This is a genomic window from Pseudofrankia saprophytica, from assembly GCF_000235425.2.
Classification (GTDB): domain Bacteria; phylum Actinomycetota; class Actinomycetes; order Frankiales; family Frankiaceae; genus Pseudofrankia; species Pseudofrankia saprophytica.
On sequence record NZ_KI912266.1, the window covers coordinates 5,039,159 to 5,063,238 of the forward strand.

General features: G+C 69.3%; 21 protein-coding genes. 6 read left to right on the top strand and 15 right to left on the bottom strand.

Annotation, left to right across the window (positions count from 1 at the left end):
• On the top strand, positions 1–1,143 hold the full coding sequence (locus tag FRCN3DRAFT_RS0221250) for a thiolase family protein (protein ID WP_007510143.1): 1,143 nt from the start codon (positions 1–3) through the stop codon (positions 1,141–1,143).
• Positions 1,144–1,194: 51 nt separating this feature from the next.
• Here FRCN3DRAFT_RS0221250 and FRCN3DRAFT_RS55205 read toward each other — a convergent pair whose 3' ends face one another.
• The 11 genes from FRCN3DRAFT_RS55205 to FRCN3DRAFT_RS45530 all read right to left on the bottom strand — a co-directional run bounded on the left by FRCN3DRAFT_RS55205 (position 1,195) and on the right by FRCN3DRAFT_RS45530 (position 11,014).
• On the bottom strand, positions 1,195–1,347 hold the full coding sequence (locus FRCN3DRAFT_RS55205; RefSeq protein WP_198536011.1) for a hypothetical protein: 153 nt from the start codon (positions 1,345–1,347) through the stop codon (positions 1,195–1,197).
• 20 nt (positions 1,348–1,367) lie between these two features.
• Complete coding sequence (locus FRCN3DRAFT_RS0221260; RefSeq protein ID WP_198536012.1) at positions 1,368–2,384, bottom strand: S8 family serine peptidase; 1,017 nt, start codon at positions 2,382–2,384, stop codon at positions 1,368–1,370.
• A gap of 126 nt (positions 2,385–2,510) precedes the next feature.
• Positions 2,511–2,726 (bottom strand): transposase, encoded by a 216-nt coding sequence (locus tag FRCN3DRAFT_RS58210; RefSeq protein WP_116439446.1) that lies wholly within the window; start codon positions 2,724–2,726, stop codon positions 2,511–2,513.
• Between the two features lie 116 nt (positions 2,727–2,842).
• Positions 2,843–3,211 carry a DUF7064 domain-containing protein gene (locus FRCN3DRAFT_RS45520; RefSeq protein ID WP_442960536.1) on the bottom strand — a complete coding sequence of 123 codons (369 nt, stop codon included), beginning with the start codon at positions 3,209–3,211 and terminating at the stop codon, positions 2,843–2,845.
• 117 nt (positions 3,212–3,328) lie between these two features.
• Positions 3,329–4,609 carry a cytochrome P450 gene (locus FRCN3DRAFT_RS45525; RefSeq protein WP_007510140.1) on the bottom strand — a complete coding sequence of 427 codons (1,281 nt, stop codon included), beginning with the start codon at positions 4,607–4,609 and terminating at the stop codon, positions 3,329–3,331.
• Positions 4,610–4,760: 151 nt separating this feature from the next.
• A complete protein-coding gene (locus FRCN3DRAFT_RS0221285) occupies positions 4,761–5,900 on the bottom strand; it encodes an acyl-CoA dehydrogenase family protein (protein WP_007510139.1) in 1,140 nt (379 codons plus the stop codon).
• A 136-nt stretch (positions 5,901–6,036) separates the two neighbouring features.
• Positions 6,037–7,332, bottom strand: coding sequence for an acyl-CoA dehydrogenase family protein (locus FRCN3DRAFT_RS0221290; RefSeq protein ID WP_007510138.1), 1,296 nt, complete (start codon positions 7,330–7,332; stop codon positions 6,037–6,039).
• Positions 7,333–7,405: 73 nt separating this feature from the next.
• Positions 7,406–8,200 (bottom strand): alpha/beta fold hydrolase, encoded by a 795-nt coding sequence (locus tag FRCN3DRAFT_RS0221295; RefSeq protein ID WP_007510137.1) that lies wholly within the window; start codon positions 8,198–8,200, stop codon positions 7,406–7,408.
• Between the two features lie 122 nt (positions 8,201–8,322).
• A complete protein-coding gene (locus FRCN3DRAFT_RS0221300) occupies positions 8,323–9,588 on the bottom strand; it encodes an acyl-CoA dehydrogenase family protein (RefSeq protein WP_007510136.1) in 1,266 nt (421 codons plus the stop codon).
• A 59-nt stretch (positions 9,589–9,647) separates the two neighbouring features.
• Complete coding sequence (locus FRCN3DRAFT_RS0221305) at positions 9,648–9,848, bottom strand: ferredoxin (RefSeq protein ID WP_007510135.1); 201 nt, start codon at positions 9,846–9,848, stop codon at positions 9,648–9,650.
• Positions 9,845–11,014: a cytochrome P450 gene (locus tag FRCN3DRAFT_RS45530; RefSeq protein WP_035925037.1), complete on the bottom strand. Its 1,170-nt coding sequence runs from the start codon at positions 11,012–11,014 to the stop codon at positions 9,845–9,847. The genes FRCN3DRAFT_RS0221305 and FRCN3DRAFT_RS45530 overlap by 4 nt, the downstream gene beginning before the upstream one ends.
• Positions 11,015–11,269: 255 nt before the next feature.
• Here FRCN3DRAFT_RS45530 and FRCN3DRAFT_RS0221315 point away from each other — a divergent pair, with 255 nt between their 5' ends.
• From FRCN3DRAFT_RS0221315 to FRCN3DRAFT_RS0221330, 3 genes are all read left to right on the top strand, one after another.
• Positions 11,270–13,591 carry a molybdopterin-dependent oxidoreductase gene (locus FRCN3DRAFT_RS0221315; RefSeq protein WP_035925039.1) on the top strand — a complete coding sequence of 774 codons (2,322 nt, stop codon included), beginning with the start codon at positions 11,270–11,272 and terminating at the stop codon, positions 13,589–13,591.
• Between the two features lie 123 nt (positions 13,592–13,714).
• On the top strand, positions 13,715–14,416 hold the full coding sequence (locus FRCN3DRAFT_RS0221325; RefSeq protein WP_007510132.1) for a response regulator transcription factor: 702 nt from the start codon (positions 13,715–13,717) through the stop codon (positions 14,414–14,416).
• Positions 14,409–15,530, top strand: coding sequence for a sensor histidine kinase (locus tag FRCN3DRAFT_RS0221330; RefSeq protein ID WP_007510131.1), 1,122 nt, complete (start codon positions 14,409–14,411; stop codon positions 15,528–15,530). The genes FRCN3DRAFT_RS0221325 and FRCN3DRAFT_RS0221330 overlap by 8 nt, the downstream gene beginning before the upstream one ends.
• An 87-nt stretch (positions 15,531–15,617) precedes the next feature.
• On the opposite strand, the gene vanX is transcribed toward FRCN3DRAFT_RS0221330, so the two are convergent.
• From vanX to FRCN3DRAFT_RS0221345, 3 genes are read right to left on the bottom strand one after another with little or no spacing between them, the layout of a single operon-like run.
• Positions 15,618–16,226: a D-Ala-D-Ala dipeptidase VanX gene (gene vanX / locus FRCN3DRAFT_RS0221335; protein WP_007510130.1), complete on the bottom strand. Its 609-nt coding sequence runs from the start codon at positions 16,224–16,226 to the stop codon at positions 15,618–15,620.
• Positions 16,223–17,263 carry a D-alanine--(R)-lactate ligase gene (gene vanA, locus FRCN3DRAFT_RS0221340; RefSeq protein WP_007510129.1) on the bottom strand — a complete coding sequence of 347 codons (1,041 nt, stop codon included), beginning with the start codon at positions 17,261–17,263 and terminating at the stop codon, positions 16,223–16,225. The genes vanX and vanA overlap by 4 nt, the downstream gene beginning before the upstream one ends.
• Entirely contained in the window at positions 17,251–18,312 is a 1,062-nt protein-coding gene (locus tag FRCN3DRAFT_RS0221345) for a D-isomer specific 2-hydroxyacid dehydrogenase family protein (RefSeq protein WP_083401817.1), read from the bottom strand. Before FRCN3DRAFT_RS0221345 ends, vanA begins: the two co-directional genes overlap by 13 nt.
• 177 nt (positions 18,313–18,489) lie before the next feature.
• Here FRCN3DRAFT_RS0221345 and FRCN3DRAFT_RS45535 point away from each other — a divergent pair, with 177 nt between their 5' ends.
• Positions 18,490–19,881 (top strand): UDP-N-acetylmuramoyl-tripeptide--D-alanyl-D-alanine ligase, encoded by a 1,392-nt coding sequence (locus FRCN3DRAFT_RS45535; RefSeq protein ID WP_007510127.1) that lies wholly within the window; start codon positions 18,490–18,492, stop codon positions 19,879–19,881.
• A gap of 48 nt (positions 19,882–19,929) precedes the next feature.
• On the top strand, positions 19,930–23,166 hold the full coding sequence (locus FRCN3DRAFT_RS0221355) for an ATP-binding protein (protein WP_007510126.1): 3,237 nt from the start codon (positions 19,930–19,932) through the stop codon (positions 23,164–23,166).
• Here FRCN3DRAFT_RS0221355 and FRCN3DRAFT_RS45540 read toward each other — a convergent pair.
• Positions 23,121–24,059, bottom strand: coding sequence for a bile acid:sodium symporter family protein (locus tag FRCN3DRAFT_RS45540; protein ID WP_083401821.1), 939 nt, complete (start codon positions 24,057–24,059; stop codon positions 23,121–23,123). The two genes, FRCN3DRAFT_RS0221355 and FRCN3DRAFT_RS45540, sit on opposite strands and share 46 nt — an antisense overlap.
• Positions 24,060–24,080 lie beyond the last annotated feature (21 nt).

Genomic DNA, 24,080 nt, shown 5'->3' on the forward strand with positions numbered 1-24,080 from the left:
GTGGACGTCGCCATCGTGGGAGTCGGCATACATCCGTTCGGCCGCCATGAAGGGGTGAGCGGGCGGCAACAGGGAGCCCATGCGATCCGGGAGGCACTGAAAGACGCCGGCGTGTCCTGGACGGATATCCAGTTCGCCGTGGGTGGCAGCCACGCGGCCGGCGACGCCGACTCGCTCGTGTCCGACGTCGGGCTGACCGCCCTTCCGTTCGTCAACGTCTACAACGGGTGCGCGACCGGTGGCAGCTCGCTCATCATGGCCGACAGCCTCATCCGGTCCGGGGCACACGACCTCGGAATAGTCGTCGGGTTCGACAAGCACCCGCGGGGGGCCTTCGACACCGATCCGGCCACTCTGGGGATCGGAAGCTGGTACGGCGAGACCGGTCTCATGCTCACCACCCAGTTCTTCGGGATGAAGGCGCAGCGTTACCTGCATGACCACGGCATAAGCCGCTCCGCGTTGGCCAAGGTCGCGGCCAAGGCCTACCACAACGGGTCGCTGAACCCCAACGCCTGGCGGCGCGTCCCGCTCAGCGAGGAAGAGATCAACGCCTCGGCGATGCTGAGCCACCCGCTGACCCAGTACATGTTCTGCTCACCGGGAGAGGGCGGGGTGGCGCTGGTGCTCTGCCGGGCCGACCGCGCCCGTAAGTACACCGACGCACCGGTCTACCTCCGCTCCGCGGTACTGCGCTCGCGGCTGTTCGGCTCGTTCGAGGTGTTCAGCCCGTGGCTCGCGGTGGAACGGGCGGAGAGCCCTTCCGAGCAGGCCTCGCGCGCGGCCTTCGAGGCAGCCGGGATCGGCCCGGCCGAGGTCGACCTCGCCCAGGTCCAGGACACCGACTCCGGAACGGAGATCTCCCACCTCGCCGAATGCGGCCTGTGCAAGCACGGCGAACAGGAAGAGCTCCTGCGCACCGGCGCGACCAGCATCGGCGGCAGCCTGCCGGTCAACACCGACGGCGGGTGCATCGCGAACGGAGAGCCGATCGGGGCGTCGGGTCTCCGCCAGATCCACGAGAACGTGGTGCAGCTGCGCGGGGCCGCCGGCGCACGGCAGGTACCCGGCGAACCGAAGGTCGCGTTCAGCCACGTGTACGGCGCACCGGGCGTCAGCGCCTGCACCGTGATCACGACCTGATCTTGAGCGCCGGGATCCGAGACAGGTGCCGCCAGAGCGTCGGACAGGTAGTCAGGCTGCCTGCTGATCGTTTCTGTGGCTGGCGATGACGTGGAGGTTGTGGACGAGGGCGGTGCGGCGTAGGTCGAACAGCAACTCGGACGTGTGACTGAGGAGCCCTCGCTCGCCGAGCATCCGAGCGGGCCCGGTGCTCTGCGCTTCCATCGTGCCAGGTGTCTGGGCGCCTACCTCGTCAAGGTAGCGGCGTATGCGTCGACGATGCCCCAGCCGTAGGTCGGCGTGAACACGCCCCGCAGGTTGGCGATGGGTGTACGGGCGGTGGTGAGCAGGGCCCGTTCGACGTCGGGCAGCGTGCGCCCCTGAGCGAAGAGCAGGGCGGCGACGCCCGCGACGTGCGGGGCGGCCATGGAGGTGCCGGCAAAGGCGTCGTAGTCGGTGTAGCCGCAGGTGCGGGAGCCGGTGCCGCGGGGCACGGCGGAATAGACGTCGTCGGCGCAGCCGAGGAAGGCCGCTCCGCCTGGGGCCGCGACCGCTTTGCTGTCTGGTTTGAGCCCCAGGTTGGAGTAGGTGGCTTTGAGTTCGGTGCGGTCGGTGGCCACCACGCAGAGCGCGCCGGGATTGAACGCGGGAGTGCTGCACAACGGAGATGTCTCGTTGCCGGCCGCGGCGATGACGGCCACGCCGCGCGAGGCCGCGTAGCCGATGGCATCGGTCACGTCGCCGAGCAATCCGGTCAGGGTGAGAACCTGCGCGCCCGGCATTGCGCCGAGACTCAGGTTGATGACGTTCGCGCCGTGGTCGGTCGCCCATGTGATGCCGGCCGCGATGTCGGCGAACGAGCCGCTGCCGTTCTCGAGCACCTTGACCGGCATGATGTGCGCACGTGGAGCGACCCCGGCGATGCCCAGGCCGTTGTCGGCGACGGCCGCGGCGATGCCGGCGACGTGCGTGCCGTGCACGTCGGGTTGTTGCCCTGTGCCGTCCACGCCCTTCCAGTCGCCCAGCCCGCAGGGCGCCTCGGCCGCGCAGCCCACGAAGGTTGCGCCGGGGACGAGATTAGCGTGCAGGTCGGGGTGGCCGAGGTCGATGCCGGTGTCCACGACCGCGATCGTGGCCCCGGAGCCAGTGCTGAGCGCCCAGGCCTGCTTGGCGTGGATCTGGTCGAGTCCCCATTGCCGGTCGCGCAACGCGTCGGTGGAGGCGGCCACTGGGGTGGCGGCGGCAGCCAGGGTGGCCGCCACGACGGTGCCGCAGGCAAACAGCCTTCTCCGGCGCATCGGATTCCTTCCTGTTGCGGACCCTGGTGTGGACGTCGTTACAGGCGGACACGGCGCGCGCGGAGGCCGGGCTCGGCGGAAGCCGTCAGATTATTTGTGTAGGGGCTCTTCCAGCGTTCCGCTGACCATGGCCCGCGTGCCGTATAGATCCGCCGCGTCGCCGCAGCGAATTCCTTCCGTGCAGGAAACGTACCGCATCGCCGAGCGCATCAGATGCGCGGCAGAGGTCTGCACCGTGGTCTTCCCGTAGGCGGCGCCGATCGTGTCGGGAAGCCCGGACAAACCGTCGCAGCAGAAGATGAGAATGTCCCTCGATTTTCGCCGTTATGCCAGTCTGGTACCCGCCCGCGGGTCGTCTGACCACACTGGAGCAGCGGCTCGCGGCCGGCGACGTGGTTCGACGAGCGGCTATCCAGGGCCGCTCATGACCGCAGCGACCGAACCTGCTCGCGCGGGAAGAACTCCTGATCCTCGCCCCAGCCCCGCAGCCCGTCCCAGCGCCAGTCGGTCAGCGTCCAGAACGCCAACCGGCCGGGCCACCCGAACCAGCGCAGCGCGGTGCGCACGTCGCCCTCGGCGTGCAGCGTGCGCCCGCGGTCGTCCTCGGCATCGAGCACGACCCGCACCGGCGCTCCCCGCCGGCGCTCCAATACCCGTCGTTCGCCCCGGATCAGTTCGCCGAGTTCGCCGTCGCGGACGAGGTAGCCGTTCATGACCGTGTCCACACCGGGTTTCTCGCTGGCGATGGTGATGACGTGCCAATGCGAGTCCGGAGAGGCGATGGCCCACAGGTAGTCGCCGGAGCGCGACGCGCCGGGCTATTAGAAAGATGAACAAAGGCGTGCGATGTCGCCACCGCCGGTCTCGGGCCGGCGGTGGCGACGCTCTCTCGGCCGCGCTGTCACCCGCTATCCCGCGGTGTCCCAGGCCAGCTGGAGGTCGACCAGGCCGGCCGCGCCGCCGCGTTCGAGGACCGGCCCGTCGTCCGCGAGGCGATAGTCGGGGATCCGGCTGTGCCAGACCTCCAGCGCGACGGTCATCTCGGCACGGGCGAGGTGCGCACCAAGACAGCGGTGCGGCCCGGCCGCGAACGAGAAATGCCGGTTGGCCTCGCGATCCAGGTCGACGTCGTCGGGGTTCGGGAAGACCCTGGGGTCACGCATGGCCGAGCCCAGGGTGAGCTGCACCATGTCGCCCTTCTTCATGGGGCAGCCATGGAAGTCCACGTCCCGGGTGAGCTTGCGGCCATCCTGAATGATCGGGAAGGCGCGTAGGAACTCCTCGACCGCCGACGGCAGCACCGACGGATCGATCGATATCCGGTGTCGATGCGCCGGCGTGGTGGCCAGATGGTGGAACGCGTAGCTCAGCTGGCTCTTGACCGTGTCGAGACCGGCGAGCACCAGCACGACGCACATCTGGAGGATCTCGTCGTCCCGTAGCGGGCGGTCCCCGAACCTCGCCGTCATGAGGTAGCTGACGAAATCCCCCTCGGGATCACGCCGGGCGGCCCGGCGGTCCGCGACGAGAGTGACGAAGTACTCCATCATCGCAGTCACCGCCGCCAGCGTCCTGGCCTGCCCCTCGGGATCGGTGAAGCCGGCGAAGACCGTGTCCACCCATTCGGCGAACAGCCCGTCGTCGGCCGCCGGCAGTCCCAGCAGGGAGAGGAAGACCCGAGTGGAGTAGACCGCGGCGAAGTCGTTGACGAACTCGCAGCCGCCGGCATCGACGAACATGTCGATGGTCTGGTCGCACAGCTCGCGCATCCGGGGAACCAACGCGTTCACCGCTCGCGGCGAGAACGGCGGATTCAGGATCTGGCGGTACCAGCTGTGCTCGGGCGACGCGACATGCGTCGGTATCCAGTGATAACCCGGGTTCGGGTCCAGCGGTATGACCGAGTCGCTCCCGAAGATGTCCGGATTCTGGTAGGCCTCCCGGCATTCGTCGTAACGGGTGAGCATCCAGAAGCCGGTACCGAAATCGTTCCAGCAGACGGGCGCTGCCTCCCGAAGCTCCGCCATCTCCCTGACACCGGTCAGCACGGGGCGCGGGGACATGATGTCGTAGGTGACCACGGGACATCCGCCCCGCTCGGCCACCTTGGCGACGGTCGGTTCCTGCCGCGCCGCGGGTACCGGGTCCGCGGCGGTCGCGTCGGACCCGGGGGCGGCGGGCACGCTCATCAGCCGACCAGGCTCTGCTGCGGGATCTTCATGTCTCTCCTCTTCCTCGGCTCGTTCTCGCCGGTCGGACGGAAAGGCTGGTGGTCCTCCGCCGGCCAGCGGGTCGGTTCTCGGGGTCCGGCGATCGCGAGCGCCCGACCACCACAGCTCGTCACAGCCTCCCGGCCGCCTCCAGCTGGCGGATCAGCTGCTCCCGGTGGTAGGACGGGTCGCCGAACATCAGCGCGTTGCTCGTCGCCCGGCGGAAGTACAGGTGCGCGGAGTGCTCCCAGCTGAAGCCGATACCGCCGTGTATCTGGACGTTCTCGGCGGCCGCGAACGCGAAGCACTCCGAACAGCGGATCTTCGCGATGGAGGCGGCGACGGGCAGCTCGGGGTCCGAGGTCGCCGCCGCCCACAGTCCATGGGCCAGCGCGGTCCGAGCGGCATCCAGCTCGAGCGCCATGTCCGCGCAGCGGTGCTTGATCGCCTGGAACTGCCCGATCGGACGCCCGAACTGCACCCGCGTCCTCGCGTACGCGACGGCGGTCTCCAGCACCTGCGCCGCGCCGCCGACCTGTTCGCAGGCCAGGGCGATGGCGGCCAGGTAGCCGAGGTGCTCGAGGGTCGGGCCGGCGCCACCCTCCGGGCCGACGAGCCGGCCCGGCACGGCGTCCAGGTCGAGGCGTGCCTGGCGGCGGGTGAGGTCGAGCGTCGGCATCGCGGCGCGGGTCAGACCCGGGGCGGTCCCGTCGACCGCGAAGAGACTGACGGCCGATCCCTCGCCGTCGCCCGTCCGCGCGGCGACGAGCAGGAGGTCGGCGATGTGTCCGTCGATGACGAACATCTTCGTCCCGTGCAGCTCCCAGCCCGTCGCGCCGCGCGTCGCGGTGGTCGCGACATCGGCCGGATCCCAGCGCCCCGACTCCTCCACGACCGCCACGGTCGCGATGGTCTCCCCCGCGGCGATGCCGGGCAGATGATCCTTGCGGGCCGCCTCGTCGTCGATGTGCAGCAACGCGCCGGTCGCGAGCACGACGGTGGACAGGTACGGCGCGCACGTCAGGGTGCGCCCCATCTCCTCGAGCACCACGCCGACCTCGGCGAAGGTGGCGTCGCTGCCGCCGTACTCGGCCGGGATGCACAGCCCGGTGAGGCCGAGCTCGCCGGCCAGCCTCGCCCACTGTTCCCGGTCGTAGCCCTCCGGCGTCTCCATCAGTCGCCGGACGTCGGATTCGGCGGAGTGCGCGGCCAGAAACGAGCGCAGGGCCTTCCGCAGCTCGTCGCGTTCCTCGCTCGGTGCAAGATTCACGCTCCGGTACCCCCTTGCATGTCACTGGGCGGAGGGCCTCCGGGCGTGCGACCGCACCATGATCGCGTGCCCTTTGACCGATCAGAACCGCGGAGTTCCATGCCGTTCGACGGGCGGCCCGCGACGGGCGAGCCGCTCATTCCGCATCCGCGAGCTCGAGCTCGACGGCGTACCGCGCCCGGGCATCGGCGGCCAGGGACGGGAGGTGGCCGGTGGGGAACAACCCCGGGGCCGGTGTGACGCCGCGCAGCAGTTGCCGGGCCAGGTTCACCTTGTGAATCTCGGTGGGGCCGTCGGCCAGGCCCATGTGGAACGACTCCAGCACCCACCGGCCGAACGGCATCTCCGTGGAGATGCCCAGGGAGCCGTGCACCTGCAGCGCGCGGGACGCGACGTCCATCAGCACCTTGGGCATCGCCGCCTTGACCGCGGCGATGTCGGCGCGCACTTTGTTGTAGTCGTTGTACCTGTCGATGCGCCAGGCTGTGCGCAGGACGAGCAGCCGGAACTGTTCCATCTGGATCCAGGAATCGGCGATCATCTCCTGGACGAGCTGCTTGCGTCCGAGCACCTCGCCCTTGGTGGTCCGGGAGACCGCCCGCTCGCACATCATCTCGAACGCGCGCCTGACCAGCCCGACGGTCCGCATCGCGTGGTGGATGCGGCCGCCGCCCAGCCGGGTCTGCGCCACGGCGAAGCCGGCGCCCCGCTCGCCGAGCAGATGATCCGCCGGGACGCGCACCCCCTCGTAGCGGATGTAGGCGTGGGTGCCCTCATGCTCGTCATGCCCGGACACCCCCACATTGCGGACGATATTGATGCCGGGGGTGTCCGCGGGGACGACGAACGCCGACATCCGCCGGTGCGACGGCGCGTCCGGGTCGGTGACCGCCATCACGATGAGGAACGAGGCGAACCGGGCGTGCGAGGAGAACCATTTCTCCCCGTCGATCACCCACTCGTCACCGTCGAGGCGGGCCCGCGTGGTGAACCCGGTCGGATCGGAGCCGCCCTGCGGTTCGGTCATCGAGAAACAGGAGACGATCCGGTTCTCGATCAGCGGTTCCAGGTAGGTCTTCTTCAGGTCGTCGGTGCCGTAGTGCGCGAGGATCTCGGCGTTTCCCGAATCCGGCGCATGGCAGCCGAAAACGATCGGGCCGGAGTGGGTACGCCCGAGGACCTCGTTGAGCAACGCCAGCTTGACCTGCCCGTAGCCCGGGCCGCCGAGCTCCGGGCCGAGATGGCAGGCCCACAGCTTCCGTTCCCGGACCTGGTCCTGCAGCGGCGGGATCAGCTTCGCCCGTACCGGGTCACGCACGTCCCAGGCGTGCTCGATGACGAAGTCGAGCGGTTCGACCTCCTCACGGACGAACTCCTCGGCCCAGTCCAGCTCGCGCGCATATTCCGGATCCGTCTCGAAGTCCCAGGCCATGCCGCCTTGCCTCCTACGGTTGCTCGAACGTCTTTCTCGGTGACAGGCGTTCTTTCGGGTCGCTCCTGCTGACTTAGCGCCGTACGCTGTCGAGCCAGGTGAGGAGGAGTTCGTTGAATGCCTCCGGACGCTCCTGGTGCAACCAGTGCCCCGCGCCCGGATAGGCGATCGCGCGGCTGTTCGCCGTGGTGAAGGTTTTTTCCTCCCAGACGACTCGCGCCGGGTCGGCGTAGATCGCCAGCACAGGAACAGGCCTGCGGGCGAGCCAGGTTCTCGCCTCGTCGCTCAGGACGGTCGCGGGGTGCCGCAGGCCCCACTGCCGCATCGAGTCGGCCAGCACGTGCGGGGGGACGGTCAGAACCTGGCGTGCGTGCCAGCAGCGCAGGGCCGGCGGAGTCTCGGCCGTCCAGAAGGCCGCGAGGCCGGGCACGGCGGCCGCGGAACCCTGCTCGTCGATGGCGTCCGCGACCTCTTGGAATGCTGCGGGCCAGGCAGGGTCGTACCCGTAGGCTGGGTCCACCTCGACCACACCGAGGACTCGGTCGGGATGCTCGACGGCCAGGTGCGCCACGATCGTGCCGCCGAGCGAATGGCCGACGGCGACCACCCGGTCGATGTCGAGATGATCCAGCAGATGGACGAGATCCGTGACGTAGTTGTCGACGGCATAGCCCGAGGTCGGAACTGTCGTGTGCCCGTGCCCTCGGAGGTCGACGGCGACGACCCGGTGGGACGCTGACAGCGCCGGGATGTTGAACATCCAGTCGTGGGAGTCCGCACCCAGACCGTGCACCAGTAACAGGGGCGTCTCCCCGTCGCCGTCGTCGGAGTAGAAAAGCCTGACTCCGTCGAGGTCTGCGAACGGCATATCGAGTACCTCCGGTTGGTGCATCGGTCGGGCATGGAAAAGACCCAATGACAGCGGCAATGGCCCGCCGGGCCCGGACGAAGCCATGCGGATGCCCCGGGCCAGGGGGTGCGGAGCCCAGCTCAGCGGGGGATCTCACGCCATGGCCGGTCCCGGTCGACCCGCACGTCACCCGGCAGCCCGAGGATCCGTTCGGCAATGATGTTGCGCTGGATCTCGTCCGATCCACCCGCTATCCGGTAACCGGGCGCGCCGAGAACGTGGCTGGTCCAGGCGAAGGTCCCCCATTCGCCGGTGTCGGCCGCCAGGCGCGGCCCGAGCAGCAGTTCCGCCGCCCGCGACGCGAGCGCCATACCCGTCACCCAGTGCAGCTTGCGGAACGAGCCTTCCGGCCCGGGCGGCCGGCCGGCTCGCCGGTCGTGGGCTTCACGCAGCGCCGCCACCTCGGCAAGGCGTTCGCTGATGTAGACGTCAGCCAGCCGCTGGCGCACGAGGGGGTCGTCGAGGCGGCCCAGTGCGCGGGCCAGCGGGGCCAGCTCCCGCCATCCGCCGCCCACCCGGGGATGACCCCCGCCGGAGCCCTCACGCTCGAAGCCGAGTGTCGTGAGAGCGGCCTTCCAGCCCGCCCCCACCTCGCCCAGCCGAAGCGAGTCGGGAATGCGCACGTCATCGAGGAACACCTCGTTGAACGACGTGCCGCCGGACATCTGACGCAGCGGCCGGACGGTCACACCGGGTGAGTCGAGCCGCAGCAGGAACGCGGTGATGCCGGCATGTTTGGGGACGTCCGGATCGGTTCTCGTCAGCAGCATTCCCCACTCGGCGAACTGTGCCCCCGAGCTCCACACCTTCTGGCCGCCCACCACCCACTCGTCGCCGTCCCGGACCGCCCTGGTCGCCAGAGCCGCCAGGTCGGACCCCGCCCCCGGTTCCGAGAAGAGCTGGCAGCACAGGCTGTCGCACCGCAGGAAGGTCCGCATCAGCAGATCGCGTTGTTCGGGCGTACCGACCAGGCGAATCGTCGGGGCGATCAGACTGACGGTCACGGACACCAGCTCGTGCGGCGCCGGGATGTCGTAGCGCTCCTCCTCGGCCGCGAACGCCTCGACGAACTCGGGACCCAGCCCCGCACCGCCGTGCTCGGGCGGCCAGCCGAGCGCGCCGAACCCCGCGTCGAACTTCTGCCGCTGCCAGGCCGCCACGCGCTCGATCAGTGCCTGCTCCTGGGCGAAGGACAGGTTGTGAAAGACCGAGACGTCGTCGGACCCCTGCCCGGCGCCGGCATCCCGCCGGCCGGGATCGTCCTGTGACACCGCGTGTTCGGCGAGCCAGCTCCGCGCACGCCGCCGGAAGTCCTCGAGCTCACCGCTCGGATGTGCCGCGTCCAAATCTGGTCTCCTGCTCACTCTCCGCTATCTTCTGGCGACGAGCTCGACCGCGCCGGCGCTCAGTCCTCCAGGAGCTCGATGGCCTGTTCGGGGCAGGTCCTCGCCGCATCCCGAGACGCCGCTACCTGATCAGCCGGCACACCGACGATCTGATCACGGATCGTGACGTAACCTTCGTCGTCGTAGTCGAGGAAGTCCGGCGCAATGCTGTAACAGCGCCCGTGACCGGTGCAGCGGTCGCCAAGAACAGTGATCTTCACGAGGTGACCTCCCAGGCAAGCGGGAGAGTGAGCAGGGTCATCATGGAGCCGCCACCGCGTTCGAGCAGCGGCGCGTCGGTGGCCACCCGGAAGTCGGGGATGACCTTCAGCCATTCTTCGACGGCGATCTTCATCACCCGGCGGGCCAGATGCGCGCCCAGGCAGCGATGCGGTCCGGCCGCGAAACCGAGATGGTTGTTGGCCGTGCGACCCAGCACGAACTCGTCCGCCCGGTCGTAGACCCTGGGGTCCCGGTTGGCGCCGGAGACAAGCCCGTACACCATGTCGCCCTTGCGCAGCGGGCAGCCGTGGAACTCGATGTCACGAGCCACCTTGCGCCCGTCGCCGAAGATGATGGTGTAGAACCGCAGCGTCTCCTCGACCGCGGACGAAATCAGCTCGGGCTCGGCGATGAGCCGGCGCCGGTCGTCGGGATTGGTGGCGAGGTGCCGGAACAGGTAGCCGAGCTCCGCCCGGGTGGTGTCGAGCCCGGCGAGCACGAGCACGGTCAGAATGTCGAGTATCAGGGCGTCACCGATGGGCTCGCCGTCCAGCGTGGCGTGCAGCAGGTGTGAGGCGAGGTCACCCTCCCGCGGCACCGGCTCGTCGCGCCTTTCGTCCAGCGCGTCGACCCAGTACTGACGCATGCCGTCCAGCGCCCGGGCCATGGCCTCCTGCTGGGCGAGGTCGCCACCGAACCCGCGGAAGAAATCCTCGACCCACGGCACGAACAGGTCGGCGTCGGAGGCTGGCAGACCGATAACGGTCAGGAACACCTCGGTGGGGAACCGCATCGCGAACTCGGCCACGAAGTCACACCCGCCGCTCGGCGCGATCTGGGCGACCAGGCGTCGGCAGATCGCCTCTGCCGCCGGGCCGGCCTCGTTGACCGCGGCCGGCGCGAACCAGCGGCTCAGGAGCTGGCGGTACTTGCTGTGCTCCGGCGGGTCGATCTGGGTGGGCACGAACCGGTACACCGGTTCCGGCTCCCACGGCGTGATCGACTCGCTGGAGAAGATCTCGGGGTGCTGGTAGATCTCCCGGACCTCGTCATACCGGGTGAACATCCAGTAGCCCTGGGCCATGGTGTTGAAGAACGCCTGGCCCGCCTCCCGAAGCTCGTCGGCCTTGCGCCAGTAGCTGCCCGCCTCGAGGGCGGGCGACACGTCTAAGTGGACGACCGGACAGCCGCTCTGGACACGAGCGGGCTTCTCGACACCCTCGACAGGGTCGTCTGCCTTGTTGGCCACAGCCGACCAGCCCTCCCGGAGACCAGGTTCGTATGACGCAGGTCACCATAATCGTCATGATGAATCTCGTCAACGGGGTCGGCGAGCAGGCAGCTCCCCCGCGGCGAGGCCGCCCGGGGAAACCCGGGCGGATCCGGGCCGGTGCCGATCAGATGTGCGACCCTGCCCGGTATGACTCCTGGGTTAGGGACGACCGCGCTGCGCACCTGTCCGCTGTGCGAGGCGACCTGCGGGCTGGAGCTGCGGGTGGCGGGCGGCCGGGTCGTCGGCGCGCGCGGCGACGCGGCGCACGTGTTCAGCCGTGGCTACCTCTGTCCGAAGGGCGCCGCGCTGCCCCAGCTCCTGAACGACCCCGACCGGCTGCGTCGTCCGCTCGTCCGCGCCGCCGCGGCCGGCGCCAGCCGCGGCCGGCACGGCGAGGCCGGCTGGCGCGAGGTCGGCTGGGATGAGGCGTTCGACGTTGTGCTGGCCGGCCTGCGCCGGGTCCTCGACGCGCATGGCCGCGACGCCGTCGGCGTGTACCTCGGCAACCCGAACGCACACACGATGTCCGGCGCCCAGCACGTTCCGGCGTTCCTCGGCGCGTTGGGCAGCCGCTCACTGTTCACCGCCGCGACGGTCGACCAGATGCCGATGCACGCCGCCTGCGGCCACGTCTTCGGGCATCCGTCGCTGATCCCGGTGCCCGACCTGGACCGCACCGACTACCTGCTGATGCTCGGCGCGAACCCGGCCGTCTCGAACGGCAGCCTGTGCACCGCCCCCGACTTCCCCGGCCGGCTCGCCGCGATCCGGACCCGCGGCGGCAGGGTCGTCGTCGTCGACCCGCGGCGGACGCGCACGGCCGCCCTCGCCGACGAGCACCTGCCGATCCGGCCGGGCACGGACGCGCTGTGGCTGTTCGCGCTCGTCAACCACCTCGCCGTGACGGACCAGGTCACCCTCGGCGCGGTCGCGGAGCACCTCACCGGGGTGGAGCGCGTCGTCGAACTGGCCGAGCCGTTCACCCCGGAGGCGGTCGCGGCGGCCTGCGGGGTGCCGGCCGAGACGACCCGGCGGATCGCGCGGGAGCTCGCCGCGGCACCGCGCGCCGCCGTCTACGGCCGGATGGGGACGACGACGGTCGCGTTCGGCGGGCTGACGAGCTGGCTCACGATCGTCGTGAACGCGCTGACCGGCAACCTTGACGCCGCCGGCGGGGCGATGTTCGGCCGCGGTGCCCACGGCCGCGCCGACCGGCCGCGTCCCGATGGGCACGCCGGCGGCCGCGGGTGGCGCACCGGGCGTTGGCACACCCGGGTCCGCGGCCTGCCCGAGGTGATGGGAGAGCTCCCCGTCGCGGCGCTGGCCGAGGAGATCGACACACCCGGCGACGGCCGGCTGCGAGCGCTGGTGACCGTGGCCGGAAACCCCGCGCTGTCCACCCCGGACGCGCGGCGGCTGGCTGCGGCGCTCGGCACGCTCGACTTCATGGTGAGCGTCGACCCGTACCTGAACGAGACGTCGCGCCACGCCGACGTCGTGCTGCCACCCACCGACCCAGCCCGCGTCGGGCACTACGACTTCATGTTCGGGGCACTGGCCGTGCGCACCGTGGCCAGCTACTCGCCACCGGTCCTGCCGCCCGAGCCTGACGGGATGGCCGAGCACGACCTCCTGGCCCGGCTGACACTGATCGCGCTCGGCCAGCCGGCCGACGCCGACGTGTCGACCGTCCACGACTCGCTGCTCGACGAGGCGCTGCGCCGCGCGGTCGCCGAGCCGGGTTCACCGGTCGCCGGCCGCGACCCGGCGGAGCTGCGCGCGCTCGTCGACGGCGAGACCGCCCCGGAACGCCTGCTGGACGTCGCGCTGCGCACCGGCCACTTCGGTGACGGCTTCGGTGCCCGGCCGGACGGGATGCGCCTCGCCCGGCTGCTGGCCAACCCGCACGGAGTGGACCTCGGGCCGCTCACCTCGCGGATCCCGGCGATGCTGCGCACGGTCAGCGGGAAGGTCGAGCTCGCCCCGGAGCCGATCGTGGCGGACGTGCCCCGGCTGCGCGCCACCCTCGCCGCCAGCGCCACCGACGGCGCCGCCAGCGCGGACGTGGGCGCGGACACCGGCCTGGTGCTGATCGGCCGGCGCCACCCGCGGACCAACAACAGCTGGCTGCACAACGTCCCGGCGATGGTCAAGGGCCGAGAGCGCTGCACCCTGCTCGTGCACCCGGACGACGCGGCCCGCCACGGCGTCCAGGACGGCGGCCGGTCCAGGCTGGCGTCCGCCGCGGGCACCCTGGATGTCCAGGTCGAGGTGAGCGACGAGGTGATGGCCGGCGTCGTCTGCCTGCCCCACGGCTGGGGCCACGGCCAGGCCGGTACCCGGATGACGGTCGCCGCCGAACACCCCGGCGTGAACACGAACGTCCTCACGGACGCCTCCCAGGTCGACCCGCTGTCCGGCAACGCCGTCCTCAACGGCATCCCTGTCCGGCTGACCCCCATCGGCTAGGCGCGGCTCCGGAACTCCATCGGGCGCGGCGGCGGCCCGGTGGTCGGCGCCCGGCGCGGCGGTGTCAGCGCATACGTGATTTTCGGTATGCCGGCGATACGCGCCGGCTCGTAGCATCGCAGCATGCGTGTGTTGGTCGTCGAAGACGAACCCTATATGGCAGAGGCCATTCGCGATGGGCTGCGCCTGGAAGCGATCGCGGCCGACATCGCCGGTGACGGTGACACCGCTCTGAACCTTTTGAGCATCAACGCCTACGACATCGCCGTCCTCGATCGCGACATTCCCGGGCCTTCCGGTGACGAGATCGCCGAAAGCATCGTCGCTTCCGGTAGCGGCATGCCGATCCTGATGCTCACCGCTGCCGACCGGCTTGACGACAAGGCCTCCGGGTTCGAGCTCGGAGCCGACGACTACCTCACCAAGCCGTTCGAGCTGCGAGAGCTCGTGCTCAGGCTCAGGGCACTCGACCGCAGGCGTGCGCATATCAGGCCGCCCGTGCGGGAGCTCGCAGGTCTGCGTCTGGACCCGTTTCGCCGCGAGGTCCACCGGAATGGTCGATATGTCGCGCTGACCAGGAAGCAGTTCGCCGTGCTCGAAGTTCTCGTCGCCGCCGATGGTGGTGTCATTGGCACCGAAGAGCTGCTGGAACGGGCATGGGATGAGAATGTCGACCCGTTCACCAACGCCGTACGCATCACGGTCTCGGCCCTGCGTAAACGGCTCGGCGAACCCTGGATCATCGCCACCGTGCCCGGCGTCGGATACCGCATCGACACAGCACCGGCACCGGACACCGGGCGTGATGGAGGGGACCGTGAATAGATCGCGCGGTTTGAGCGTTCGCCTCAAACTCACCCTCAGCTACGCCGGCTTCCTCATGCTGGCGGGTACCTTGCTGCTCGCGGTCGTGTGGGTGTTCCTGCTGCGTTACGTACCCGAGAGGATCTACACAGCACCTCCCGAGCTGGGATCGCGACCCGGCACCTCGATGTTCATACCCGACCGCTCCGACCTGCTTCGAGCCTTCGTCCCGAAGGCAACCGCAATGCTGGAGTTCCTGCTGCTGTTCAGTCTGCTGGGAGGGTGGATCCTCGCCGGCAGCATGCTCGCGCCCCTGACGCGCATCACCAACGCGACCCGCCTGGCCGCGAACGGATCGCTCTCCCACCGGATCCAACTGGAAGGCCGCAGGGATGAGTTCCGCGAACTCGCCGACGCCTTCGACGCCATGCTCGCGCGGCTCGAAGCACACGACGCCGAACAGCAGAGATTCGCGGCCAACGCCTCCCACGAACTGCGCACCCCACTGGCGATCATGCAGACCCTGCTCGACGTGGCCCGCAACGATCCGAACCGCGATGCCGGCGAACTCGTCGACCGCCTACATTTGGTCAATACCCGGGCAATCCACCTCACCGAGGCACTGCTCCTGCTCAGCCGCGCCAACCAGCGATCCTTCGCCCGAGAACACGTCGACCTGTCCCTGACAGCGGAAGAAGCGACGGAAACGCTTCTCCCGCTCGCGGAAAAACATGGCGTCGCCATCGAGACCTCTGGCGATCTGGCCGCCACCCTCGGCTCATATCCGCTCCTGCTGCAGATGACCACGAACCTTGTGCACAACGCGATCGTCCACAATCTGCCTGAGCAGGGCACCGTGTGGGTCACCACCAGCGTTCACTCGACGACGGTGGTGCTCACTGTCGAGAACACCGGCCAGAAGCTCTCCCCACAAGTGACTTCCACGCTTGTCGAGCCGTTTCAACGCGGCACCGGGCGTACCCGCACCGACCACGCGGGGGTCGGCCTCGGCCTGGCAATCGTCAAGAGCATCGCCCAGGCGCACGGCGGAACCATCACCCTCACCCCCCGGGACGCTGGAGGCCTTTGCGTCACGGTGCGACTACCCGTCGCGCCACCGCACACTGACAGCTGACGATCAGCGGAACCGCCACGGCCCCGAGGTCCTCATGGGAATGGAGCCCTGGCATTCTCTCCGACTCTGACTCCCCGGCCCGCTCGACTACGTGATGGGAAAATCAAAATAGGTGTTTGGGTAAGGTTCGTGCCTCAGCGTGTAGTGCCACCATTCGTGATCGTACGAATCAAATCCACAGGCCTTCATGATGGAACACAGGTGCTGACGGTTCCTTGCCTCGACTGGCGTGATCTCTCTTGCGCCGTGATGTGAGACCGGATCCATCAGATCGTGGCGGCCGCCCATGTCGGCAAGCTCGCCGGTAGCCAGGTGATAGAGCGTCAGGTCAACCGTGCCGCCCCGGCTGTGGCCCGACCTGGCGGCCACGTATCCCTTTTCGAACATCTCGGGCCTGTCGATGTTCGGATAGTGTCTCGGCTTCGTCCGGCCATCCTCCGGCTGTTCTGACCAGCGCAGGAAGCAGTCTACGGCGCGTTGCGGGCGATAACCATCCCAGAGAAGAAGGCCGAAACCGGAGGCTGCGGCCTTTTCTCCCGCTCTCTCCAGGGCCGCGCACAGAGCCCTCGTACCGACGATCCGATTTGCCTGATATCCGTCCACCGGTTTGCCGGTAAAATTGTCCCAGGTGGCGTACTTGGCATCCCAGCGTACTCCGGGCACGAACTCGTCCACGAAGACGAAGTCGTTCTTCATCGCCTTTTTCCGTGCAGGGTCAGCGACACGATCCGATCGATCAATTCTGCGAGTGGCAGCCCCGCGGCGGCCATCATTCTCGGGTACCGGCTGTATGAGGTCATGCCAGGCAGAGTGTTGACCTCGTTGAGCACCACGGTTCCGTCTTCCGTCAGGAACATGTCCACCCGCGCGAGTCCCCTACAGCCCAGGGCGCGATATATTGCCTTTGCTGTCTCCTGGACGAGCGCGCGGGACTCCGCCGAGATGTCGGCGGGCACGATTGCTGTCGAGTTTTCGGAGCCGGTCTCGGGCGCACTCTCCTGATGGATTCTGAAGAAACCATGAGACAGCGAGATCCGGTCCACCTCGCCCGCGACCAGTCCGAATCGTTCCCCCAGGATCGCGCATCCCACCTCGCTGCCGACGACAGCCTCTTCGATCAACACCTTCGAGTCGTACCGTCTCGCGGCCTCCACGGCGCTCGGCAGGTCTTCTTTTCGAGATACCTTGCTGACGCCGAAGGACGAACCCGAACGGGCCGGCTTCACGAAGATGGGATAGGTGAACCCGTCGGGATCGACCTTCTCGTCCGCCGCGACGGCCCGGTAGTTCGGGGTAGCAATTCCCGCGTTTCCGGCGACGATGTAGGCAAGGGATTTGTCCATGCACAGAGCAGAGCTCTGGACGTCGCAGCCCGCGTAAGGAATGCCGGAGAGCTCCAACAGTCCCTGCATCGCGCCGTCCTCGCCAAGCTTGCCATGCAGAACGGGAAACACCACGTCCAGACGGATCATCTCGTATCCGTCCTGCTCCAGGACGAGCAAGCCGTGTACGCTTCGGTCCGGCGACAGGACGGCCGGACGGCAACCACCGTCCTCCCAGGCCGCGCCGGGGCCGTCACATAGTTTCCAGGCGCCGCTCCTCGTGATCCCGACATAGAAAGGCTCATACTTTTCGACATCGATGTTCTTCGCGATCTCCTGCGCGGATTTGACGGAGATGGAGTGCTCCTCGGAACAACCCCCGAAGATGATCCCGACCCTCAGCCTATCCATGCCGACTTCCCCTTCCCCTTCTCGAACTCGAGGCAATTGATGAGACTGTTTTCAACGATGTCACTCAGGGCATGGTCCGTGTAATAGGCGGTGTGGGGACTGATCAGCACGTTCGGCAGGCGTTGCAGCCGCGACAGCGACCTGCTTTCAGCGGGTTTGTTCCGGCAGTCGGCGTAGAATATTCCCTCCTCTCCCTCGAGGACGTCCAAAGCCGCGCCGCCCAGCCTGCCACTCTCCAATGCCTCGACGAGGGCCTCCGTATCGAGAAGTGAGCCGCGCCCAGTATTGATGATGAATGCGCCGTACTTCATCTGGCCGATACGCCGACGGTCCAGGATATGGTATGTGCCCGCGTTGAGTGGAGTATGGAGCGTGACGATGTCGCTCTGCCGCAGCAATTCTGTGAGGGAAACGTGGTGGGCAAAGGCCTTCGGACGGCTGTCATGGGCGAGTATTCGGCACGCAAAGCCCGCCAGCCTGTCGATGACCGCCGCGCCGATGCGCCCCGTTCCGACCACTCCGATCGTCAGGTCGCGCAGCTCCCTCCCGCGTACATCATTCAGCCTGTAGTCATGGTTATCCACGCGGCGGAGCATGGACTTCGCATCTCGAACCGCCATCAGCATCAGCATCAGCGTGTAGTCAGCGACGCTGTCCGGCGAGTAGGCGATGTTTCCGACAGTGACGCCGACGCTCTCCGCGTATTCCACGTCGATATGGTCACATCCGACGCTTCGCGTCGAGATGTACTCCACGCCGGCCCGGCCCAGAGCACGAACGATCGAGTTATCGATCCGATTCTTGTGGCCGACGCTGACGCATCGGTTTCCGAACGCCAGTTCAATGTTCGCTTCGGATACCGCGGCCTCCGCGATGGTCGGTATGATGCCGAAGCGAGGCGCCAGCTCCCGGAACAAAATGGCCTCGTCCTGCCCGCACCCATAGATGGTGATTCCCGTTCCCGGGGCGGCCGAGGACGACGAGGGGGACGAGGGCGCCGGCGGTCGGGCGCGGCGGGCCGCTGTTCGTGCTGGCTCGCTGTGGGTCATGCCGGTAGTCAAGGCGGCGCGGTGTAGCCAGCACGTATGCGTTTTTCAATATGCCGACGATATGCGCCGGTCAGCAACATGCGGGAGCATGCGTGTCTCGACCTACAGCGAACCAGTCACCGTCAGCCGCGGCCCGCGCGGCCTGCTCCCGCCGGCCTGCCCCAGCCCCGCCCAGGCATGATCCCGGTCAGCCTCGACGAGATCGTCGCGATCGTCGGCGGGACGCTCGACGGCGACGGCGACGGCGACGGCGACGTGACCGTGACCGCGCCGGCCGTGCTCGACGGCCGGCTGGCCGAGCCGGGCGGCCTGTTCGTCGCCTTCGCCGGCGAGCACGTCGACGGCCACGACTATGCCGGCCAGGCCGGCCGGGCCGGCGCGGTGGCCGTGCTCGGCTCCCGGCCGACGCCGCTGCCCACCGTCGTCGTCGAGGACGTCCAGGCCGCGCTGCAGGCGCTCGCCGCCCACGTCGTGGCCCGGCTGCGCGACGGGTTGACCGTTGTCGGGCTGACCGGCTCCCAGGGCAAGACCAGCACCAAGGACCTGCTGGCGGCCGTGCTTTCGAGCGTCGCGCCGACGATCGCCACGATCGGCTCGCTCAACAACGAGCTCGGCGTGCCGCTCACCATGCTGCGCGCGGACGCGGCGACCCGGTTCCTCGTCCTTGAGATGGGCGCCCGCCACATCGGCGACATCGCCGAACTCACGGGCCTGGCCGCGCCCGACATCGCCGTCGTCCTCAACGCCGGCCAGGCCCACCTCGGTGAGTTCGGGTCACGCGAGGCCATCGCTGCGGCCAAGGGCGAGCTGGTGGCGGGGCTGGCCCCCGGCGGCACCGCCATCCTCAACGCCGACGATCCTCGGGTGGTCGCGATGCGCTCGCTCACCGACGGTCCGGTGCTGACCTTCGGCCGGGTGGCGCACGCCGACGTACGGGTGCTCGACCTGGTGCTGGACCGGCTCGGCCGGCCGTCCTTCACGCTGCGGACCGCCGGCGCCTCGGTTCCCGTCATGCTGCCGCTCGTCGGCGGCCATCTGGCGCTCAACGCGTCGGCTGCCGCGGCGGCGGGGCTGGCAGCCGGCGTACCCCTCGACGTGACCGCGGCGGCGCTGGCCACCGCCTCGCTGTCGAAGTGGCGCATGCAGCTGTGCGACCTCGCCGGCGGCGCGACGCTGCTCGACGACTCCTACAACGCCAACCCCGACTCGACTCGCGCCGCCCTGGACGCGCTGGCGGCGATCGAGGGCAGACGCCGCATCGCCGTCCTCGGCGAGATGCGCGAGCTCGGCGCCGCCACCGTGGCCGAGCACCGCGCCGTCGGGGAGTACGCCGCCTACCGCGCCGACGTGGTGGTCGCGGTAGGCGAGGCGGCCCGACCGATCGCCGACGGCGCGGGAGAGCGGGCGGTGACGCTGGCCGACAACGACGCGGCCGTCGCATGGCTGTGTGGCGACCTCGCCGCTGGCGAGGTCGTGCTCGTCAAGGCCTCCCGCGGGGCACGCCTCGACGAGGTCGCCGCCGCGCTGCGCCGCCGGCTCCCCACAACAGGGCCGCCCCAGCTCGGCTAGAATCAGCGCGCCGCGGTTCGACGGAGGTCGCAAGCGGACAGAGCCGTCATGTTCTTCCGGGAGTCGACAGACGTGGCTGGGCGAGCCAATCCTGTTCGGCCCGACGGCGGAGATCCGCCCGCCGGTACCGGTTCGGTGCGCCTTCAGATTCTCGGTCCGTTGCGGGTGTGGCGTGACGGCGCCGAACTGGACGCCGGCCCCCGCCAACAGGCGCAGCTGTTGGCGCTGCTCCTGGCTCACGTGGGCCGTCCGGTGAGCACGAGAGAACTCATCGACCTGATCTGGCCCGATGACGTCCCCGCCAGCGCGCTCAACGTCATCCACAAGTACATCGGGGCATTGCGGCGGGTGCTCGAACCCGCGCTCCCCACCCGGGAGGCTGGTAGCTACCTGCACCGCCGCGGCAACGGGTACGTGTTCGTCGCCGGCCCCGGCACGCTGGACCTCGTCACGTTCCGGGAGCTCCTCGCAAGAGCCCGGGCCGCTCCCGCCGAGGAAGCTCGCGAAGCGGCGCTCGACCACTACGTCGAAGCGCTCGGCCTCTGGCATGGTCCCGCGGGGGATGGGGTCTTCCACGGATCGACCGCCCCTCCGGTCCTCGCCGCCCTCGACGACGAGTTCCATGCCGGCTGCGTGGCAGCCGCCGAACTGGCCGTGGCGTTGCACCAACCGGCGCGAGTAATCCCGCCGTTGCGGCTGGCCGCGTCGATGGCGCTGTTCCACGAACCCGTACAGGCCAGCCTCGTCACCGCCCTCGGCGCCGCGGGGCGGCAGGCGGAGGCGCTGTCAGCGTTTCAGGCGGTCCGCGACCGCCTCGCCGAGGAGCTCGGCATCGACCCTGGACCGGCGCTGCGGGCCGCGCACCTGCAAGTACTGGCGCAGGCCCCGAGGCCGACCGCGGCGGCGAGTACGGAGAGTACGGAGAGCGAGGGCGAACGCGTATCGGCGAGGCGGGCAACCGGCCTGGTCGGCCGGGAGGAAGAGCTCGGCGTGCTGCGCCGCGCCATCGAGAACGCGCTCGCCGGCCGCACCGGGCTCGGCATCATCGAAGGCGAACCGGGGGTGGGCAAAACGCGCCTGCTGGAGGAGGCCGCGCTCGAGGCGGACCAGCGTGGCGCGCTCGTCGTCTGGGCTTCCTGCCTGGAAGGCGTCGGAACACCATCGATGTGGCTATGGGAGCAGGCGCTCCCGGTCGTCCTCGACAGCCTGCCCCCTTCGGCGCGCGAGAAGTCGCTGGCTGGCGGCCTCGGTAGTCTCCTCGAATCTCGACACGACGATGCCGGGCCGCCGGTTTCCGGCGGCCGCGCCCAGTTCCGTCTGTTCGAGCAGGTCGTCACCGTCATTGCGCAGGCATCCTCAGAACGGCCGATGCTGCTCGTCGTGGACGATCTTCAGTGGGCTGATGCCGCCTCGCTCCAGCTGTTCGGCCACGTGATGGGCCGCCTACCCGCTGGCACCGCGATCATCGGCGCCCTACGCGACCGCGCGCCCAGCCCCGGCTCCGAACTCTCGCGAGTACTGGCGGCCGCCAGCCGCCTGGCCAGCCATCGCAGGATCCGGCTCGGCCCGCTCGGCCTGACCGACGTGGCCGAACTCATCCGTCGCGAGGCTGGCCACGAACCTGGCGTCGACGTCGCCCGCAACATCCACGTTCGTAGCGCCGGCAATCCTTTCTTCGCCCGCGAGCTTTCGCGGCTGCTCATCGACCGCGGCGCGTTCGGCGACGTCGACGCATCGACTCGCGCCGGGGTGCCGTCCACGGTGCGAGACGTCGTCCGCGATCGGATGGTGGGCCTCGACGACGGCGGTCGTGACCTGCTGCGGGTCGCCGCGCTCATCGGCCGTGAGCTCGACCTCGGCCTGCTCGCCCGCGCCGCCGGCATCGACGTCGCGGAGTGCCTCGAACGCCTCGAACCGCTGCGTGCGCTCGGCCTGCTCGAATCGGGGCCCGAGGACCCGTTCTCGTGGCGCTTCGCGCACGACATAGTCCGAGAGTCGGTCACCGAGACGACGGCGCATCAGCAGGCTGTCCGGCTGCATCTGCGCATCGCGGACGCACTCGACGAAAGCCAGACCGACGACGAGTCGATCACCGAACGCCTCGCGTACCACCTGCGGGCCGCCGGCCCTCTCGCCGACCCGGTTCGCACCGTGGAGGCGCTGAAGCGCGCCGGCCGCCGCGCCGCGACCAAGCTCGCGGTCGCGGCCGCCGATCAGCACCTTGAACTGGCCGCCCAGATCGCGCGAACCGCCGGACTCCCGGAACTCGAGCTCTCCGCCCTCTCGCTCCTCGCCGTCGCCCCGCGCCGGCAGGCCGGGTTCGGCGGCACGACATTCGATCTGCTGGAGCGCGCGGAACACCTGGCTCGCCAACTCGGTCAGGAGGTCGAGGCCGCCGGCCTCCTCTTCGCTCGGCTGTTCGGGGCCTACACCTTCCTGGAGTGGGACCGCGAACGTCTGGTCCGCCGGCTGTCCGAGCAGGGGGAGGCGTCCCGCGATCCGGTCGTCCGGGTGTACGGCCGGCAGGCCTGGGGCCTGCATCAGTGGGACAGTGGCAACATCGGCGAGGCATACCGGTGCTTCAGTGGCAACGATCCCGCCCTTCTCGACGGGGTTGTCTCGTCGCACAGCGAGACCCCGATCAGGCGTGACGTCTCGGGTGAGTGGCCCGGCTGGCTGGCCGTCGTGACCGCGCTCCACGGTGACGTCGAGACGGCGGGAACCCTGATCAACAAGTGGAACGGCCCCGAGGACCCGTACGCCGTCGCGACCTGGGCGTACTACATCACCATCATCGCTTCGATGGCCGGCGACGCGGGCTGGGTGACGCGCACGATCGAGCGGTGGATGGCCGTGGGCACGGGCCGCGCCGCCGCCCAGCAGGAACACTACGTACGGCTGAACTGGTACTGGGCCCGTGCCCTCACCGGCGACGACCCGGCCCGTACCGCGGCGGAGGCCGAACGGCTCCTCACCGGGACGCTGGTCGACCCGCCGCGGTGGGGCGTCGCGTATCACCACGCACTGATCGCCGAGATGTGGTTGGCCGCCGGCAGGCCGGACGAGGCGGGCGTCGCCCTCGACCGAGCGGACCGGGCCCTCGAGTCCTATGGCCAACGCTACGCCGAAGGACTTGTCCTGCTGCTGCACGCACGCCTGCTCCACGCCCGCGGCGGACCCGTGGGCGTCGTACGAGCCGCCGCCGAAAAGGCCCGGAAGCGATCCGACGAACGCGAGTGCTACCTGTTCGCCCGCCGAGCCGAGAGATTCCTCGCCGAGCTTTGACGGGCAGCTACCGGGACGGGCTCAGCTGGGCTCAACCGGGCTCGACGGGTGACCAACCAGCCGAACCCGGCCGCCGTGAAGAACATGACGATGCCGTACACCACGCCCGAGACGGCCATCTCGGCACTGTCCAACAGCGCTGGGCTCAGCGCGACCGTGATGGCGAGCGCGGTGTTGTGGATGCCGATCTCGAACCCGGCCGCGACGGCCGCGCGGTAGTCGACGCCGGCCAGGCGCGGCACACCGTAGCCGATCAGCAGGCTCACGACGTTGAAAGCCAGCACAGCCAGGCCGACCGAAAGGAATTGATCGGCGAGGTTCGCCCGCTGGGCGAACAGCACGGCGGAGATGACCCCGAGGAGGACCACGACCGACAGCACCCGGACGGGGCGGTTGAGCCACCGCGCCACCCGCGGCGCCCACGCGCGTACGAGCATCCCGATCGCGACCGGGACGAGCACGATCGCGAAGACCTGCATGATCTTGCCGAACTGCAGCCCGAGCGCGGCCTCGTCGGCCAGGAAGTACCCGGCCGAGAGGTTGACCACGATCGGCAGGGTGACCACCACCAGCACCGAGTTGGTCGCGGTGAGCGTGATGTTCAGCGCGACGTTCCCGCCGAACAGGTGGCTGAACAGGTTGGCTGTCGGGCCGCCCGGCGAGGCCGCGACCAGTATCAACCCGACCGCCAGCTCCGGCGAAAGCCGGAAGGCGAGCACCACGCCGAAGCAGATCGCCGGCAGCAGCACCACCTGGCAGAGCAGCGCGACCACGACCGCCCTCGGATGCCGGCCGACCCGCCGGAAGTCGTCCAGGGCCAGGCCGAGGCCCAGACCAAACATGACGATGCCGAGGGCGAAAGGCAGACTGGCCAGGATCAGCGCGAAATCCACGGCGACATCCTTGGGCATGCT

Bases quoted from the DNA above. Each gene is read 5' to 3' on its own strand.
- FRCN3DRAFT_RS0221325 (WP_007510132.1), top strand. From the start codon at position 13,715: ATGCGTGTGTTGGTCGTCGAAGACGAACCCTATATGGCAGAGGCCATT.
- FRCN3DRAFT_RS0221290 (WP_007510138.1), bottom strand. From the start codon at position 7,332: ATGGCCTGGGACTTCGAGACGGATCCGGAATATGCGCGCGAGCTGGAC.
- FRCN3DRAFT_RS45535 (WP_007510127.1), top strand. From the start codon at position 18,490: ATGATCCCGGTCAGCCTCGACGAGATCGTCGCGATCGTCGGCGGGACG.
- FRCN3DRAFT_RS45525 (WP_007510140.1), bottom strand. From the start codon at position 4,609: ATGAGCGTGCCCGCCGCCCCCGGGTCCGACGCGACCGCCGCGGACCCG.
- vanA (WP_007510129.1), bottom strand. From the start codon at position 17,263: ATGGATAGGCTGAGGGTCGGGATCATCTTCGGGGGTTGTTCCGAGGAG.
- FRCN3DRAFT_RS0221355 (WP_007510126.1), top strand. From the start codon at position 19,930: ATGTTCTTCCGGGAGTCGACAGACGTGGCTGGGCGAGCCAATCCTGTT.
- FRCN3DRAFT_RS55205 (WP_198536011.1), bottom strand. From the start codon at position 1,347: ATGGAAGCGCAGAGCACCGGGCCCGCTCGGATGCTCGGCGAGCGAGGG.
- vanX (WP_007510130.1), bottom strand. From the start codon at position 16,226: ATGAAGAACGACTTCGTCTTCGTGGACGAGTTCGTGCCCGGAGTACGC.
- FRCN3DRAFT_RS0221345 (WP_083401817.1), bottom strand. From the start codon at position 18,312: ATGACCCACAGCGAGCCAGCACGAACAGCGGCCCGCCGCGCCCGACCG.
- FRCN3DRAFT_RS0221315 (WP_035925039.1), top strand. From the start codon at position 11,270: ATGACTCCTGGGTTAGGGACGACCGCGCTGCGCACCTGTCCGCTGTGC.
- FRCN3DRAFT_RS0221295 (WP_007510137.1), bottom strand. From the start codon at position 8,200: ATGCCGTTCGCAGACCTCGACGGAGTCAGGCTTTTCTACTCCGACGAC.